The organism is Kitasatospora sp. NPDC051705, from assembly GCF_044453265.1.
Taxonomy (GTDB): Bacteria; Actinomycetota; Actinomycetes; order Streptomycetales; family Streptomycetaceae; genus Kitasatospora.
On record NZ_JBITCO010000015.1, the window covers coordinates 59,976 to 74,134 of the forward strand.

Sequence of the window (14,159 nt, forward strand, 5' to 3'; positions counted from 1 at the left end):
CGGGCACGCCGTCGGGTCGCCCCCGTCCCCCGGTGCGGGGGGAGGGGAGGCGGCCCGGGCGGGCTCACGCCAGCTGCGGCAGCACCTCGGAGCCGAGCCGGGCGATGTTGTGCAGGGTGGCCTCGTTGTCCCCGCTGCCCTCCGCGAGCAGCGCGAAGCGGCGGATGCCGGTCCGCTCGGCGGTGGCCAGCAGCTTGTCGGCGCACTGCCGCGGGGTGCCCACCGCGTGCAGGTCGCAGAGGAGTTCGGTGTACTGGCGCGGATCGCGCATCTTGCGCTCCCGGCCGTCCACGGTGCGGTGGGCGCCGAGCCCGTACTCGAACCACCCCGGCATCGCGTTCAGCAGGGTGGCCCTCGCCGCCGAGGTGCGGTCGTCGACCTGCGCCACCCCGGCCGCGACGTGCTGGCGGCCGACCCGGCGCAGCTGCTCCTCGCTGCGCCCCGCGGCCAGCCAGGCGGTGCGGTACAGCTCCAGCATCTGCAGCTTGTCCTCGTCGCCCGAGTGCATGCCGAGCAGCATCGGCAGGCCGCGTTCGGCGGCGAGCCGCACCCCGCCCGGCGAGGTGCAGGCGACCACCACCGGCGGCCCCGCCACCGGCCGCCCGGACGCGGTCAGCTCCTCGCCGGGCCCCTCACCGCCGAGGCCCTCGACGTCCTGGCGCTGGCGCGGCAGGCGCACCGGGCCGGCGGTCTCGCCGAGGCCGAGCCAACTCCCCAGGCCCGACCGGCGCAGGGGCTCGGCGGCCCGCGGCACCACCGCCACCTCGGGGAAGGAGAACTGCGGGCCGTCCGCGCCCACCCGGGAGCCGCGCAGCCAGCGCAGCAGCAGCTCCAGCCGTTCCGCGAAGCCGTTCTCGAAGGCCTCCACACCGCTGCCGAACACGTCCAGGTCGATCCACGGCCCACCGCGGCCCACCCCGAGCGTGAACCGCCCGCCGGAGGTGAGGTGCAGCAGCGCGGCCTGCTCGCCGAGCGCCACCGGGTGGGTGGTGGAGAGCACGCTCACCGCCGTGCCGACACCGATCCGGCGGGTCCGGCCCAGCAGCAGCCCGGCCATCGTGGCCGCATTGGGGCAGACGCCGTACGGGACGAAGTGGTGCTCGGCCAGCCAGACGCTGTCCAGGCCGGCCCGTTCGGCCTCGACGGCGGCCCGGACGGTGCGGTCCAGCACCTCGCCGTGCGTCTGCCCGGGGAACTGCGCGGACAGCAGGAACGCGCCGACCCGTACCGGAGCGGTGTCCGCCGGCAGCGCGCCGGCCCGCTGGGGGAGCGGCAACGGCTCGCCGGCGGCCGCCACCGGGGTGACGGCGGTCAGGGCCGCGCCGGCTGCGGGCGGCCGGACCCCGACGGGGCGACGGGTCTCGGCGCGGGCGCTGGTCTTGGTCATGGATGGGGCCTCCTCGGGTGCACGCAGGGTTTGCGGGCCCCGCCTGTTCCCCTCGTGGGTATCCGATGTCATGTGCCAACGGCACGCGGAAACCCGAATTTCCCCGAAGATCGGGTGGATCTCGGCAAAAACCCGGGACCACCGGGCGATGCCGTGATAGAGGCCTCCGGGAGGGCCGGGCGGCCGTAGGCTGGAACGGCCCGATCCCCCCGGAAGAGAGGTATGCCGACGTGTCGCCGCGCCGCAACCGGATCAAGACCGCCGACCCCCGCGACAGCGCCGAACCGGCCGCACCGCTCGGCGGATCGCTGCGCCGCACCGAGAGCTACCAGGGCGACGACTGGGTGGTCCAGACGGTGGCCGGGACGGCCGGGCGGCACTACCGCTGCCCCGGCTGCGACCAGGAGATCCCGCCCGGCGTGGGCCACGTGGTGGCCTGGCCGATGCACGGCGCCGGCGTGGACGACCGTCGGCACTGGCACCGGGCCTGCTGGGGGGCGCGCGAGCGCCGGGCCTCCAACGTGCTGCGCGGCCGCGGCGCCCCCCGCTACTGAACCCGTTCAGGCGTCCCGCTTCTTGAGCACCAGCGCACCGCCGAGCAGGGCCGCGAGCGTCCAGGCCAGGCAGATCGCGAAGCCGGCCCACGGCCCGTACGGCTGGCCGTGCTGCTCGTACACCAGCAGCATCCGGGAGCCCGCGTAGTCCGGGAAGTAGTGGGCCAGCGTCTTGACCTTCGGCACCGCCGAGAGGATCGGCGACAGCAGGAAGAAGAACGGCACCAGCACGCCCAGGGCGAGCGTCTGGTTGTGCAGCATCGTGGTGACGCCGGCCGAGAACAGGCAGAGCATCGTCAGGTACAGCGCGGCGCCGAACACCGCGCGCAGCACGTGCGGTTCACCGAGGCCGGTGGAGTGCGAGCCGAGCAGCGACTGGCCGACGAAGAAGGTGACGAAGGCCGTCACCAGCGAGACCGCCAGGGCCAGTCCGCCGAGCACCGCGGCCTTGCCCGCCAGCAGGGTGCCGCGCTGAGGGACGGCCGCCAGGGTGACCCGGATCATGCCGCTGCTGTACTCGTTGCCGATCGCCAGCACGCCGAACACGATGATGGCGAGCTCGCCGAGCATGATGCCGGAGAAGGCCGTGCCGGTGGCGTCGAACGGGGACTCCTCGTTGCGCCGGAACTCGGAGAAGTTGTTGTTGGTGAGCAGGGACAGCAGCGCACCGATGCCGACCGTGACGACGAAGGCCAGCGCGAGCGTCCAGACCGTCGAGCGGACGCTGCGGATCTTCGTCCACTCGGAGCGCAGGATCGCGGGGAAGGACGTCATCTCAGTTCTCCTCCTGCCGGGCCGCCGCGGCCTGCCGGGCGCCGTCCGCCTTCCACCCGGCACCCCACGTGCCGGGCGCGCCGGCCGCGTCGCGGCCCGGGCCGTCACCCGCGTGGTACTCCACCGAGTCGGCCGTCATCTGCATGAACGCCTCCTCCAACGAGGCCTGCTGCGGGCTGAGTTCGTGCAGCACGACGCCGTGCGCCGCCGCCAGGTCGCCGATCCTGGCGAGATCGCCGTCGACCACCTCGTAGGAGCCCTCCGGGCCCGGCTCGTGCCGGATCCCGGCGTCGGCCAGGACGTCGAGCAGACGCTCCGGGTGCGGGCTGCGCAGCCGCACGGCGGAGCGGGAGTTGCGGCGGATGAACTCCGGCATCGGCAGGTCCGCGAGCAGCCGGCCCCGGCCGATGACCACCAGGTGGTCGGCGGTGACGGCCATCTCGCTCATCAGGTGCGAGGAGACGAAGACCGTCCGGCCCTCGGAGGCGAGCCGCTTCATCAGGTTGCGGATCCAGAGGATGCCCTCCGGGTCGAGGCCGTTGACCGGTTCGTCGAACATCACGATCTCCGGGTCGCCGAGCAGCGCCGAGGCGATGCCCAGGCGCTGGCCCATGCCGAGCGAGAAGCCGCGGGCCCGCTTGCGGCCGACCGGGGTGAGGCCGACCAGGCCGAGCACCTCGTCCACCCGGCGCTCCGGGATCCGGTTGCTCTGGGCGAGCCAGAGCAGGTGGTCGCGGGCGGTGCGGCCGGGGTGGACGGCCTTGGCCTCCAGCAGCGCGCCGATGTACTTGAGCGGCTCGCTGAGCTGCCCGTAGCGCTTGCCGTCGATGGTGACGCGGCCGCCGGTGGGGCGGTCGAGGTCGAGGATCATGCGCATGGTGGTCGACTTGCCGGCGCCGTTGGGGCCGAGGAAGCCGGTCACCACGCCCTGGGGGACCCGGAAGCTGAGCCGGTCCACCGCGAGTGTCTTGCCGTAACGTTTTGTCAGGTCGTGCAACTCGATCATTCGCGCTCCCTTACTCTCAGTCAGGCTAGGACAAAGGGGATATCGCGGCCCGCTGAGTGGGCCCGCCGGGCGTGCCGGAATACGGTGGGCCCATGACCCAGCTCCCCTCCGCAGTGTCGGTCCGCGAGAGCGGTACCGGAACCCCACTCGTGCTGCTGCACGCCTTCCCGCTGAACGCCTCGATGTGGTCCGCCCAACTGGACGCGCTGCCCGGTCGCACCGGTGACGAGGCCCGGGTGATCGCCCCGGACCAGCGCGGCTTCGGCGGCACCGAGCTGGGCGCCGACGAGCCCTCGCTGGACCTGGTGGCCGACGACCTCGCGCTGCTGCTGGACGCGGCCGGCATCGACCGGGCGGTGGTCGGCGGGCTCTCCATGGGCGGCTACGCGGCGCTGGCCTTCGCCCGCCGCCACCCGGAGCGGTTGGCCGGCCTGCTGCTGGCCAACACCCGCGCCACCGCCGACACCGACGCGGTGCGGGCCAACCGGGAGCGCATCGCGGCCGCCGTCACGGCCCGCGCCAGCGTCCAGCTGCTGCTCGACGAGGAGGTGGCCGCCGGGCAGCTCGGCCCGGACTCGCGGCACCTGGTGGAGCGGGTCCAGGCGCTCGTCGCCGCCGCTGCGCCGGCCGCCGTCGCCTGGGCCCAGCGGGCCATGGCGGCCCGCCCGGACGCCCTGGACGTGCTCGCCGGGCTTCGGGTGCCGGTGGCGGTCGTCGCGGGCGCGCAGGACGCCCTGGTGGCGCCGGAGGAGGCCGAGCTGATGGTCCGGGCCCGCCCGGACGCCGAACTGACCGTCATCCCCGGGGTGGGTCACCTGAGCGCGCTGGAGGCGCCGGAGGCGTTCGACGCCGCCGTCCGCAAGCTGCTGGCCCGGGTGGCGGCCGGATGAGGGACGACTCGGCCGGCTGGGACTTCTCCGCACTGGAGGTGACCGGCCGGATGCCCGTGACCAACCGGGGCGAGGGCCTGGTCGAACTGACCCTGGAGCCGCTCGGCGAGGACTACTGGCTGCGCCCGGGGGAGACCTTCATCGTCACCTCCTACGGCGACCACGGATCCGGTCACCCGTTCGAGGTGCAGTACTGGCCCGACTCGGTCTCGGTCTGGTGCACCTCGTGGTTCGGCACCGTCTCCGACGACGAGGGCAACCAGCTCAGCAGCGGGCACCAGCGGCCCGACGGGGCCTACCCGAGGTGATGAAGCCGCACACGACGACAGGCCCTCACCCGGGCGGGTGAGGGCCTGTCGTCGTCCCGCGGGGTGCGGGACACGGCGTCAGCGCGACTGCTGGGCGGGCACGCCCATGGTGTCGTCGCCCGGCAGCGAGGCGGCGGCCACGGCCGCGCCGGTCAGCGTCGCCAGCATCTCGCGGACGTTGGTCAGCTGGGCGTTGATGCTGTCGCGGCGGTTGGTGAGCGCCGCCAGCTCGCGCTCGGACTCGCTGCGGATCCGGTCGGCCTTGGCGTTGGCGTCGGCCACGATGTCCTCGGACTGGCGCTGGGCCGTCTCGACGGTCTGGCGGGCGCGGCGCTCGGCGTCGGTGCGCAGCTTCTCGGCCTCCAGGCGCAGCTGCTCGGCCCGGTGCTCGATCTCCGCCAGGCGCTTCTCGGCCTTGGCCTGACGGGCGGCGAGGTCCCGCTCGGACTGCTCGCGGCGCTTCGCCAGGTTGGTCTCGAACTCCAGCGCGGCCTGGGCGGCCTTGGTGCGGGTCTCCTCGAAGAGGGCGTCCGCCTCCTCGCGCTTGTTCTGGGCGTCCTTGTTGGCCTCGGCGCGCAGCTGGGCGCTGTCGCTCTTCGCCTTGTCGACGATCCGCAGACCCTCGTCCTCCGCCTTGGCCTTGCGGTCCTTGGCGTAGTTCTCGGCCTCGGTGCGGACCTGCTGGGCGGCGGCCTCGGCGAGCTCGCGGTGCTGCTCGGCGGCGCGGTGCGCCTCGTCGCGCAGGTCCTTGGCCTCCTCCTCGGCGAGGCGCAGGATCTTCTCGACCCGGGCGCCGAGACCGGCGTAGGACGGCTCCGCCTCGGTGACCGCGGCCTGCGCGGTCTGGGTCTCCAGGTGGAGCTCCTCGATGCGCTTCTCCAGCGCGCTGATCCGGGTCAGTGCGCTGTCACGGTCGGCCACCAGCTTGGTGATCCGCTCGTCGACCTGGGCACGCTCGTACCCACGGCGCACCAGGTCGAAGCCGTGAGGGGAGTGACTGTCGCTCATGGGGTTCTGGGCTTCCTGTCGTCAAACCGCTGAGGTGGTTGAGGGAATCCTGACACGGTACCGGAGTGTCGACGGCGAAATGCCGTTGTCCCGCGGACAATGTCCGCTCAATCGGGTGGTGCGTTCTTGGAGCGATTGCCACCCGACCGGGGGGAGCCGATTCCGGCACCTGCCTTGGCGCCCCCGTCCTTCTTGGTGTTGCTTCCCCCGTTTGCCTGTGCGACCGGTGACGGCGCCTCGAAGGCCTCCAGGGCGGACAGCACGTCCTGGACCCTGGAGATCTCGGTGTTGATGTCCTTGCGGCGGCGCACCAGTTCGTCCAGCTCGCGCCGGCCCTCGTCGGTGATCCGCTTCGCCTCCGCCCGAGCGTCGGCGAGCAGCCGCTCCGCCTCCGCCTTCGCCAGCTCGACCTGCTCCTCCGCACTGCGGTCGGCGTCCTGCAGGCGCTTCTCCGCCTCGGCGGCCGCGCTCTCCAGCCGCTCCTCGGCCTCGGTCTCGGCCGACTGCAGCTTGGCCTCGGCCTTGACGATCAGCGCCTCGGCGCGGTCGGTGGAGTCGGACAGCTTGGTCTCGGCCTCCTTCAGCAGGCCCTCGGCCTTGCGGACGGCCGAGATCCGGACCTTGCTGGCCTCCGCGGACGCCTCCGAGGTCAGCTCGTTCGCGCGGTCCTCGGCGGCCGCGACCAGCGCCGCGGCGCGGTCCTCGGCCTCGGCGACGGTGTTCACCGCCTGCTCCTCGGCCTCGGTCAGCTGCTCCTGGGCGGCCGTCACCAGCGCGTCCACCCGCTCGCCGGCCGACTTCATGGCCGCCGCGTTCTCCTTGCGGGCGCGCTCGTGCAGCGCCTCGACCTCGGCGTCGGTGCGCTCGCGCAGCTCCTCGGCGCGCTCGCGGATCGCGGTGGCGTCCCGGCGGGCCTCGGCGAGCAGCGCGTCGGCGTCCGAGCGGCCCTTCTCGACCTCGCCCTGGCCGGCCGCCTCGCCGGCGGCGACCAGCCGGTCGGCCTCCTTGCGGGCGGCGGCGACCATCGCGTCCGCCTGCTCCTCGGCGGCGGCGGTGGTGGCCAGCGCGGTGGTCTGGGCGTCCTCGCCGAGCGCCTCGGCGTCCGCGAAGGCCTTCTCCAGGACGGAGTTGGCCTGCTCGCGGGTGGCCCGGTCGAACTGCTCGGCGGCCTCCCGGGTCTCCGCGTCGTACGCGTCGGCGCGGCTGTGGGTGGCGGCGTCGTACTCGTCGGCGAGGGTGCGGGTGGCGAGCGCGTACTCCTCGGCCTCGGCGCGCAGCGCGGCGGCCAGCTCCTCGGCGTCGGCGACCAGGGCGGCGGAGCGCTCGTCGGCGGCGGCCACGGTGCGGACGGCCTGGTTCTCGGCCTCCGTGCGCAGCTGGTCGGCGGCGTCCTGGGCGGCGCGCAGCTCGGCGTCGGCCGCGGTGCGCAGCTGCTCGTCGTAGGCCTGGGCCTCGGCGCGCTCGTGGGCCAGCTCGGCCTCGTGGGCCTCGCGCTCGGCGGCCAGCTCCAGCTCGGTCCGCTCGCGCAGCGCGGTGGTCTCGGCCTCGGTGCGGGCCCGCAGCTCGGCCGTCTCGCGCTCGGCGAGCTCGCGCAGCTCCGCGGTCTCCCGCTCGGCGAGCTCGCGCAGCTGCGCGGTCTCGCGGTCGGCGAGGGCCCGCTGCTCGGCGGTCTCGCGGTCGGCCAGTTCGCGCTGCTCGGCGGTCTCCCGCTCGGCGAGCTCGCGCAGCTCGGCCGCGGCCTGCTCGGCCTGGCCGAGCACCTCCGCTGCCTCGCGCTCGACGGCGGCCTTCCGCTCGGCGATCTGCTCCGCGGCGGCCTCGTGCATGCCGGCCACCGACTGGCGGACCTCGGCGGCCTCCTCCTCGGCGGCCTCGACCAGACCGGCGCCCTCGGCCCTGGCGGCGGCGACGAGCTCGTCGCCGTCGATCCGGGCCTGCTCCAGGACGGCGGTGGCCTCGGCGCGGATGCCGTCGGCGGTCGCGCGGGCCTCGGACAGCTCACGGCCGGCCTCGGCGCGGACCGTCTCGGCCTGCTCGGCGGCCAGGGTCAGGTCGGCGGCGGCCTTCTCGCGGACGGCCTTGGCGTCCCGCGCGGCCTCGGCCTGCCGCTGCTCGGCGGCGCTGAGGGCGTTCTCCAGCAGCTCCTCGGCCTCGGCGCGCAGGGCGGCCGTCTCGGTGGCGGTGCGCTCGGTCAGTTCGGCGGCGGCCTGTTCGGCCACGGCCCGGACGTCGGCGGCGTGCGCCTCGGCGGCCTCGCGCTGCTCGGCGGTCTCCCGCTCGGCGAGGGCCCGCTGCTCGGTGGTCTCCCGCTCGGCCAGCTCGCGCTGCTGGGCGGTCTCGCGGTCTGCGGCCTCGCGCTGCTCGGCGGTCTCCCGCTCGGCGAGCTCGCGCAGCTCGGTGGCGGTCTGCTCGGCCTCGGTCCGGACGCGGTCGGCGTACGCCTCGGCCTCGGAGCGGCGGGCGGCCGTCTCGGCGGCGGTGCGTTCGGTCAGTTCGGCGGCGGCCTGCTCGGCCTGCTCGCGGGCGGTCCGCGCCGCGGCCAGCTGTTCGGCGGTCTCCTCGCGCTCACGCAGCAGCCCGGCGGCGGCCTCCTCGTGGGCGCGCAGGCTCTCCTGGCGCAGCGCCTCGGCGGCGGCCTCGGCCTCGCTCCTGGTGCGGACGGCCTCGGCGTCGGCCTCGGTGCGCACGCGCTCGGCGTCGGCCACCGCGGCGTCCCGGACGGCGTTGGCGCCGGCCTGTGCGGCGGCGGTCAGGGCGTCCGCGGCGGCGGTCGCCTCGGCCCGCACCCGCTGGTCGAACTCGGCTGCCTCCCGGCGCAGTTCGGCGGTCTCGCGCTCGGCGGCGGTCCGGTTCTCGGCGGCCGCGGCCTTGGCCGCGGCGAGGGCGTCCTGGCCCTGCTGCTCGGCGGCGGCGGTGGTCTTCTCCGCCTCGGCGCGGGCCCGGGCCAGGGTCTGCTCGGCCCGGCCCTGGGTCTCGGCGGCCTGCTGCTGGGCCTGCTCGCGCAGCCGCTCGACCTCGCCGGCCGCACCCGCGCGCAGCTCGTCGGCGTCGGCCTTGGCCTTGGTGAGCAGCTCCTCGGCGTTCTTCGCCGACTCCTCGATCTGCATGACGGCCTGGCGGCGGGCCTCGCCGCGGACCCGGTCGGCCTCGGCGGCGGCGTGGGCGCGCAGCTCCTCGGCCTCGGCCCGCAGCCGGGCCGCCTCGTCCTGCATCTGCTCGATCCGCTCGCGGATCGCGGCGGCGTCGTCCAGGGCGGCGTTCTGGGCCTGCTCGACGGCGGCCTGGGCCTGCTCGCGCAGGCGCTGCGCCTCGGCGGCGGCCTCGGTGCGGATCCGCTCGGCCTCGGTGGCGGCCTCGGTGCGGGCGGTCTCGGCGTCCCGGTCGGCCCGGCCGAGCACCTCCTCGGCGGTCTTGGCGGCCTTGGCGAGGTGGACGGTGGCGTCCTTGGCGCCGGCCGCCCGGCCCTCCTCCTCGGCCTCGTTGCGCAGGCGCTGGGCCTCGGCCTCGGCGAGGGCGCGCAGCTCGGCGACGTCCCGCTCGGCCTGGGCGCGCAGCTCGGCGATCGCGGCCTCGGCCTCGGCGCGCAGTTCGCCGGCGACGGACTCGGCGGTGGCCCGCAGCCGCTCGCTCTCCTCGGCGGCGGCGGCCTTGGCGGCGTCCGCCTGGGCCTGCTTGGTGGCGGCCTCGGCGCGGATGGCCTCGGCCTCCTTGGTGGCCTGGGCGACCATCCGGGCGACCTCGGCGCGGGCGGTCTGCGAGCGCTGCTCGTTGGCGGCCTCGCCGTCGGCGACCTTGCGCTCGGCGGCGGCCTCGGCGTCGGCCTGGAGCTGTTCGGCGGCCTGCTCGGCCTGGGCACGGAGTTCTGCGGCCTCGCGGCGGGTGCGCTCGGCCTCGGCGATCGCCTCCGCGCGCAGCCGCTCTATCTCGGCCTTCGCGGCGGCGAGCTGCTGCTCGGCGCGGGTCTGCTCGGCGGTGGCCTGTTCCTTGAGCCGGTTGATCTCCGCCCGGGCGGCGGCGAGCTGCTGCTCGGCGGCCGCATGGGCGGCGGCGAGCTGCTGCTGGGCCTCGCCGCGGGCCGCGCCGACCTCGGCAGCGGCCTGGGCGCCGGCCTGCTGGGCCTGCTCGGAGGCGGCGCGCAGCAGGCGCTCGGCGTCGCTCTGGGCGCGCTGGATGGCGGCCTCGGCGGCGGCATGGGCCTCGCCGCGGGCGGCGTCGACGTCCGCGGCGGTCTGCGCGCGGGCCTGGTCGGAGAGGGCGACGGCTTCGGCGCGGGCGGCGGCGACCATCCGCTCGGCCTCGACGCGGGCCTCCTGCAGGAGGCGCTGCGCCTCCTGCTCGGACCCGGCCCGGGTCTGCTCGGCCCAGCCGTTGACGTGCTGCTCGGCGGTGCGGCGCAGCTCGGTGAGCTCGTCCTCGAGCTGGCGGCGGCGGGCGGTGAGCTCGGCCTCCAGCCGGGCGGTGCGCTCGGCGGCCTCGGCCATGATCCGCTGGGTGGCGGCCTGGGAGTCGCGCAGCTGCCGTTCGGCGTCGGCGCGCAGCTGCTGGGCCTGCATCTCGGCGGTCCGGAGCATCTGCTCGGCCTGGCCGGAGACGGCGTCGAAGGCGCGCGGCTGGGCGAGCATGCGCCGGGACTCGTGCAGCTTGGCCCGGAGCACCTCCACCTGGTAGGCGAGGTCCTCGGCATGCTCGACTGCTTTGTCCCGCTCCTTTCGAGTCCGACCCATCTCGGCCTCGAACTGGGAGAGGTGATCGTCAACCTCGTAGCGGTCGTTGCCCCGCACTCCGCGGTCCCATCCATCTCCTGGTCGCGTCCTCGACCCGGCCGGTCCGGGGTCCCCGTTGTCCGGGGGTCGGTCCGACTGGCTCCTTGCATCCGCAGCCGGTGGACGGCCCGCCGGTCTGTCCGGGGGCGCCCGCCGCGGTCGTCGGAGCCCTCGGCGTGGAAGCGCGGTGGTTCCGCGTTCCCCCGTCCGGGTGGACTCCTGGGCGAACTCTTGCCTTGTGGAGAATGGTGACAGATCCGTGTTGCGACGGTTCAGCCGTGCCCGCGTACTGGACTCCCCTGCGACGGGCCGGCCACCGGGGGGCGGACGGGCCTGTCATCGGCCGTGCCCGTCGCCTCCGTCACCCGGAGCCTTCGCGCACCTGGGCATTGTAGTGGGACGGCAGGGCGGGGGAATGGCCGCGTGGGGGTTTTCCGGCCTCCGGGCGAGGTTACTGACGGGTCATGACCGTCGGCCGGGGCGGTGCCGCCCCGGCGGGCGGCACCGGGAGGCCCCGGCGGGCGGCACCGAGGGGCCCTCAGTGGGCGCCGTCCGCGCCCGGTCGGGCGGAGGTGACCAGCTCGGTCAGCACGCCGCCGCAGTCCTTGGGGTGCAGGAAGGTGATCCGCGAGCCCATCGAGCCGATCCGCGGCTCGTCGTAGAGGACCCGGACGCCCTTGCCCCGGATGGCCTCGGCGTCGCCGTCGACGTCCGCGGTGCCGAAGGCGATGTGGTGCACGCCCTCGCCGTTCTTCTCCAGCCACTTGGCGACGGTCGAGTCGGGCCGGGTCGGCTCCAGCAGCTGGAGGTAGGAGGCGCCGCCGTCCCCGGTGTCGTTGATCTTGAGCATGGCCTCGCGGACGCCCTGCTCCTCGTTGACCTCCTCGTGGAAGACCTCGAAGCCGTAGGTGGAGCGGTAGAACTCGACCGTCCGGTCGAGGTCGCGGCAGGCGATGCCGATGTGGTCGATACGGGTCAGCACGGCGACCTCCGGGAGGCGGGTCGGGGGTGGGAAAGCGGTGGCACCAGTGCAGCGCATCGGTCTTGAGCGGCGCCAGCGCCGGAGGTGCGAATCTGCTCACACGGTCGCGTTTCACCCGGACCGCGTTGACACGGTGTTGACTGGAGGGTGCCAGTGCGCTCGATCACACCGTCGCTCCGGTGACGGGCGGGTAGCAGGTCAGTACATTGAGCGCATCCTCACCTGGCCACGACGTGCGAAGGGGCTCGTCCCATGACCAACACCACCTCTGTGATCGTTGCCGGTGCGCGGACCCCGATGGGCCGCCTGCTCGGATCCCTCAAGGGCTTCTCCGGCGCCGACCTCGGCGGCTTCGCGATCAAGGGCGCACTCGAGCGGGCGGGCATCACGGGTGACCAGGTCCAGTACGTGATCATGGGCCAGGTGCTGCAGGCCGGCGCCGGCCAGATCCCGGCCCGCCAGGCCGCCGTCAAGGCCGGCATCCCGATGAACGTCCCGGCGCTCACCATCAACAAGGTGTGCCTCTCCGGCCTGGACGCCATCGCGCTGGCCGACCAGCTGATCCGCGCCGGCGAGTTCGACGTGGTGGTGGCCGGCGGCCAGGAGTCGATGACCAACGCCCCGCACCTGCTGCCGAAGTCCCGCGAGGGCTACAAGTACGGCGCGGTCGAGCTGCTCGACGCGATGGCCCACGACGGCCTCACCGACGCCTACGAGAACATCCCGATGGGCGAGTCGACCGAGAAGCACAACACCCGGCTGGGCATCGCCCGCGAGGTGCAGGACGAGATCGCGGCCGCCTCCCACCAGCGGGCCGCCAAGGCGCAGGCCGACGGCGTCTTCGACGCCGAGATCGTCCCGGTCGCCATCCCGCAGCGCAAGGGCGAGCCGGTGCTGTTCTCCCAGGACGAGGGCATCCGCGCCGACACCACCGTCGAGGGCCTGGCCCGGCTGCGCCCGGCGTTCGCCAAGGACGGCACGATCACCGCCGGCACCTCCTCGCAGATCTCCGACGGCGCCGCCGCGGTGGTCGTGATGAGCAAGGCCAAGGCCGAGGAGCTGGGCCTGAGCTGGATCGCCGAGATCGGCGCGCACGGCAACGTGGCCGGCCCGGACAACTCGCTGCAGTCGCAGCCGTCCAACGCGATCAAGCACGCGCTGGGCAAGGAGGGCCTGGAGGTCTCCGACCTCGACCTGATCGAGATCAACGAGGCCTTCGCGGCCGTCGCCCACCAGTCGACCAAGGACCTGGGCGTCTCCGCGGACATCGTCAACGTCAACGGCGGCGCGATCGCGCTCGGCCACCCGATCGGCATGTCCGGCGCCCGCGTGGTGCTGCACCTGGCGCTGGAGCTGCAGCGCCGCGGCGGCGGTGTCGGTGCGGCCGCGCTGTGCGGTGGCGGCGGTCAGGGCGACGCGCTCATCGTGCGCGTTCCGAAGGCCTGATCATCTGACATACCTTCGGGGCTGCGGACCGCCACAAGCGGTTCCGCAGCCCCGTCGGCATCTGCGCTAGGAGCTCCTGATGATCGATGTCGCCACGCTGGTCGAACAGGCCCGCGAGGGACGGCCGCGGGCGGTCGCCCGGCTGATCACGCTGGTCGAGAACGCCGCCCCGGAGCTGCGCGAGGCCATGGCCGCCCTCGCGCCGTACACCGGTCGGGCCTACACGGTGGGCCTGACCGGCTCGCCCGGGGTCGGCAAGTCCACCTCCACCTCCGCCCTGGTCTCCGCCTACCGGCGGCTCGGCAAGCGCGTCGGCGTACTGGCCGTCGACCCGTCCTCGCCGTTCTCGGGCGGCGCCCTGCTCGGCGACCGGGTCCGGATGCAGGACCACGCCACCGACCCCGAGGTGTTCATCCGCTCGATGGCCACCCGCGGCCACCTCGGCGGGCTGTCCTGGGCGGCGCCGCAGGCGCTGCGGGTGCTCGACGCCGCCGGCTGCGAGGTGATCCTGGTCGAGACCGTCGGCGTGGGCCAGTCCGAGGTGGAGGTCGCCGCCCAGGCGGACACCACCGTGGTGCTGCTCGCCCCCGGCATGGGCGACGGCATCCAGGCCGCCAAGGCCGGGATCCTGGAGATCGGCGACCTCTTCGTGGTCAACAAGGCCGACCGGGACGGCGCCGACGCCACGGCCCGCGAGCTCAACCACATGCTGGGGCTCGGCGAGGCCCGCGGGGCGGGGGACTGGCGCCCGCCGATCGTCAAGACCGTCGCGGCCCGCGGCGAGGGCGTGGACGAGGTCGTCGAGGCGCTGGAGAAGCACCGCGCCTGGCTGGAGGAGCACGGCGAGCTGGCCGCGCGCCGGCGCCGGCGCGCCGCCGACGAGATCGAGGCGATCGCGCTGGCCGAACTGCGCGCCCGGATCGGCGACCTGCACGGGGACCGCCACCTGGCCGGCCTGGCCGAGCGCGTGGTGTCGGGCGAGCTCGACCCCTACGGCGCCGCCGACCGCCTCGTCGCCGGCCTGACCCAGGCCTGACGCAC

11 protein-coding genes are annotated in these 14,159 nt (G+C 74.8%); 5 read left to right on the plus strand and 6 right to left on the minus strand.

All coding sequences use genetic code 11. The features are described 5' to 3' along the window. Window positions 1-64: 64 nt before the first annotated feature. Window positions 65-1,387 carry an LLM class flavin-dependent oxidoreductase gene (locus ACIA8Q_RS20355; protein WP_360204640.1) on the minus strand — a complete coding sequence of 441 codons (1,323 nt, stop codon included), beginning with the start codon at window positions 1,385-1,387 and terminating at the stop codon, window positions 65-67. Between the two features lie 230 nt (window positions 1,388-1,617). Between ACIA8Q_RS20355 and ACIA8Q_RS20360 the strand changes: the two genes are divergently transcribed. Next, window positions 1,618-1,941, plus strand: coding sequence for an ATP/GTP-binding protein (locus ACIA8Q_RS20360; protein ID WP_360204643.1), 324 nt, complete (start codon window positions 1,618-1,620; stop codon window positions 1,939-1,941). A 6-nt stretch (window positions 1,942-1,947) separates the two neighbouring features. Here ACIA8Q_RS20360 and ACIA8Q_RS20365 read toward each other — a convergent pair whose 3' ends face one another. Then, window positions 1,948-2,715, minus strand: a complete 768-nt coding sequence (locus ACIA8Q_RS20365; RefSeq protein ID WP_360204645.1) for an ABC transporter permease subunit — start codon at window positions 2,713-2,715, stop codon at window positions 1,948-1,950. Between the two features lies 1 nt (window position 2,716). Further along, window positions 2,717-3,721, minus strand: coding sequence for an ABC transporter ATP-binding protein (locus ACIA8Q_RS20370; protein WP_360204648.1), 1,005 nt, complete (start codon window positions 3,719-3,721; stop codon window positions 2,717-2,719). A 92-nt stretch (window positions 3,722-3,813) separates the two neighbouring features. Between ACIA8Q_RS20370 and ACIA8Q_RS20375 the strand changes: the two genes are divergently transcribed. Continuing rightward, the gene (locus ACIA8Q_RS20375; RefSeq protein WP_360204650.1) at window positions 3,814-4,611 is read left to right on the plus strand and encodes an alpha/beta hydrolase; all 798 of its coding nucleotides are present in this window, start codon (window positions 3,814-3,816) and stop codon (window positions 4,609-4,611) included. Beyond that, a complete protein-coding gene (locus ACIA8Q_RS20380) occupies window positions 4,608-4,919 on the plus strand; it encodes a hypothetical protein (RefSeq protein WP_360204652.1) in 312 nt (103 codons plus the stop codon). Before ACIA8Q_RS20375 ends, ACIA8Q_RS20380 begins: the two co-directional genes overlap by 4 nt. 78 nt (window positions 4,920-4,997) lie before the next feature. Here the strand turns inward: ACIA8Q_RS20380 and ACIA8Q_RS20385 are convergent, their stop codons facing one another. The 3 genes from ACIA8Q_RS20385 to mce form a co-directional block, all read right to left on the minus strand. Beyond that, window positions 4,998-5,927 carry a cellulose-binding protein gene (locus ACIA8Q_RS20385; RefSeq protein ID WP_360204654.1) on the minus strand — a complete coding sequence of 310 codons (930 nt, stop codon included), beginning with the start codon at window positions 5,925-5,927 and terminating at the stop codon, window positions 4,998-5,000. Window positions 5,928-6,034: 107 nt separating this feature from the next. Then, entirely contained in the window at window positions 6,035-10,708 is a 4,674-nt protein-coding gene (locus tag ACIA8Q_RS20390) for a hypothetical protein (RefSeq protein WP_396317512.1), read from the minus strand. A 520-nt stretch (window positions 10,709-11,228) separates the two neighbouring features. Further along, window positions 11,229-11,672: a methylmalonyl-CoA epimerase gene (mce, locus tag ACIA8Q_RS20395; protein WP_360204660.1), complete on the minus strand. Its 444-nt coding sequence runs from the start codon at window positions 11,670-11,672 to the stop codon at window positions 11,229-11,231. Between the two features lie 252 nt (window positions 11,673-11,924). Here mce and ACIA8Q_RS20400 point away from each other — a divergent pair, with 252 nt between their 5' ends. Further along, window positions 11,925-13,118, plus strand: coding sequence for an acetyl-CoA C-acetyltransferase (locus ACIA8Q_RS20400; RefSeq protein ID WP_360204663.1), 1,194 nt, complete (start codon window positions 11,925-11,927; stop codon window positions 13,116-13,118). A gap of 79 nt (window positions 13,119-13,197) precedes the next feature. After that, window positions 13,198-14,154, plus strand: coding sequence for a methylmalonyl Co-A mutase-associated GTPase MeaB (gene meaB, locus ACIA8Q_RS20405; RefSeq protein WP_360204665.1), 957 nt, complete (start codon window positions 13,198-13,200; stop codon window positions 14,152-14,154). Window positions 14,155-14,159 lie beyond the last annotated feature (5 nt).

Coding starts and splice junctions, on each gene's coding strand:
- ACIA8Q_RS20365 (WP_360204645.1), bottom strand. CDS start 2,715: ATGACGTCCTTCCCCGCGATCCTGCGCTCCGAGTGGACGAAGATCCGC.
- ACIA8Q_RS20385 (WP_360204654.1), bottom strand. CDS start 5,927: ATGAGCGACAGTCACTCCCCTCACGGCTTCGACCTGGTGCGCCGTGGG.
- ACIA8Q_RS20380 (WP_360204652.1), top strand. CDS start 4,608: ATGAGGGACGACTCGGCCGGCTGGGACTTCTCCGCACTGGAGGTGACC.
- meaB (WP_360204665.1), top strand. CDS start 13,198: ATGATCGATGTCGCCACGCTGGTCGAACAGGCCCGCGAGGGACGGCCG.
- ACIA8Q_RS20400 (WP_360204663.1), top strand. CDS start 11,925: ATGACCAACACCACCTCTGTGATCGTTGCCGGTGCGCGGACCCCGATG.
- ACIA8Q_RS20370 (WP_360204648.1), bottom strand. CDS start 3,721: ATGATCGAGTTGCACGACCTGACAAAACGTTACGGCAAGACACTCGCG.
- ACIA8Q_RS20375 (WP_360204650.1), top strand. CDS start 3,814: ATGACCCAGCTCCCCTCCGCAGTGTCGGTCCGCGAGAGCGGTACCGGA.
- ACIA8Q_RS20355 (WP_360204640.1), bottom strand. CDS start 1,387: ATGACCAAGACCAGCGCCCGCGCCGAGACCCGTCGCCCCGTCGGGGTC.